This window comes from Bacillus sp. SIMBA_074, assembly GCF_046534555.1.
GTDB classification, from domain to species: Bacteria; Bacillota; Bacilli; order Bacillales; family Bacillaceae_G; genus Bacillus_A; species Bacillus_A mycoides.
Genome location: NZ_JAWRYM010001161.1, coordinates 1 through 239, shown reverse-complemented (window position 1 = coordinate 239; position 239 = coordinate 1). Strand labels below are relative to the sequence as shown.

The window sequence follows — 239 nt, the reverse complement described above, 5'->3', positions numbered from 1 at the left end:
ACGACCGCGTCCAGGGCGACCCCGCCTGGTCGATGGTCACCTACCCGGTCGTGCGCCTGCAGCCCGGCGACAACAGCTGGACCACGGGACGGATGGTCGGCGTCGCCCACCTGAAGGTCACGGTGCAGTCGCTGTTCGACGGCACGATCGCCATGCGCAGCGACGACGTCCCGTTCACCATGAGCCTGAGCAGCGTCGTGATCCGCCCGGACGGATCGCTGGCGATCGTCGTCGCGCAG

Annotated in this window: 1 protein-coding gene; it reads left to right on the top strand. The window is 69.5% G+C overall.

The features are described 5' to 3' along the window. Positions 1-32: 32 nt before the first annotated feature. Positions 33-239 (top strand): hypothetical protein (locus tag SB773_RS34385; RefSeq protein WP_410595005.1); only part of this gene is annotated, 207 nt, incomplete at its 3' end.